Here is a 729-nt window from a genome sequence, read left to right as displayed (position 1 = left end):
TGTACGGCCCGCCCGGCTCGAAGCGTTCGAGCAGTGTGACCTGCCAGCCGAGCTCCTGCAGTCGCAGTGCGGCGGGAAGCCCCCAGGCTCCCCCGCCGACGACGATCGCGCGTTCGCGTCCCGTGGACATGGCCCGCTCCGCTCAGTCGGTCACGGTCGTGTAGTGCTTGCGCAGCGGCTCGTGCACGCGCCAGACGCCGCGCCAGCCCGACGGCATCACCATGATGTCGCCGGGGCCGAACTCGGTCGGGGCCTCGCCGTCGGCTTCGACGGTGACGCGGCCCGAGAGGATCGTGCAGATCTCGGTGTAGCCGTCGCGGAACGCGGTGAAGTCGCCGGGGAGGCACTCCCAGAGCCCGGTCTCGATGGGGCCGCGCGCCCAGACGGCGAGGCCGGCCTCGGTGAGGCCCTCGGTCAGTGCGGTCGGCTTGGGCGCGTGCGGCCCGAGGTCGAGCGCGGCGGTGCCGTGCGCGGCGATGGTGGGGATGCTGTCGTTCATGGGGTCCTTCCCGCTCAGTGGCCGCGGCCGGTGATCACGTCGGCGACGTGGGCGATGGGCGAGGTCTTCGACCGCCCGCCCAGTTCGGCCCGGTCAGCCATGCCGTAGGCCGCGTAGAGGCCCTTCGTCGCGATCCAGCGCAGCGGTTCCGGCTCCCACTTGCGCACCCGGTGGTTCACCCACGGCAGGCTCGCGATCTCGGTGTCGTTGCCGAGGATCAGGTCCGCGAT

2 protein-coding genes are annotated in these 729 nt (G+C 72.3%); both read right to left on the bottom strand.

All coding sequences use genetic code 11. From position 1 onward, the window contains the following. Nucleotides 1–142 precede the first annotated feature (142 nt). Nucleotides 143–499 (bottom strand): cupin domain-containing protein, encoded by a 357-nt coding sequence (locus tag BVU99_RS08800; RefSeq protein WP_099724080.1) that lies wholly within the window; start codon nt 497–499, stop codon nt 143–145. Nucleotides 500–513: 14 nt separating this feature from the next. After that, a partial coding sequence (locus BVU99_RS08795; RefSeq protein ID WP_244590497.1) for a hypothetical protein occupies nt 514–729 on the bottom strand: 216 nt, incomplete at its 5' end.

The organism is Serratia sp. OLAL2 (assembly GCF_002752475.1).
In the GTDB taxonomy this organism is placed as follows: Bacteria; Pseudomonadota; Gammaproteobacteria; order Enterobacterales; family Enterobacteriaceae; genus Serratia; species Serratia bockelmannii.
This window is presented reverse-complemented; position numbering and strand designations above follow the sequence as displayed.

Coding starts and splice junctions, on each gene's coding strand:
- BVU99_RS08800 (WP_099724080.1), bottom strand. CDS start 499: ATGAACGACAGCATCCCCACCATCGCCGCGCACGGCACCGCCGCGCTC.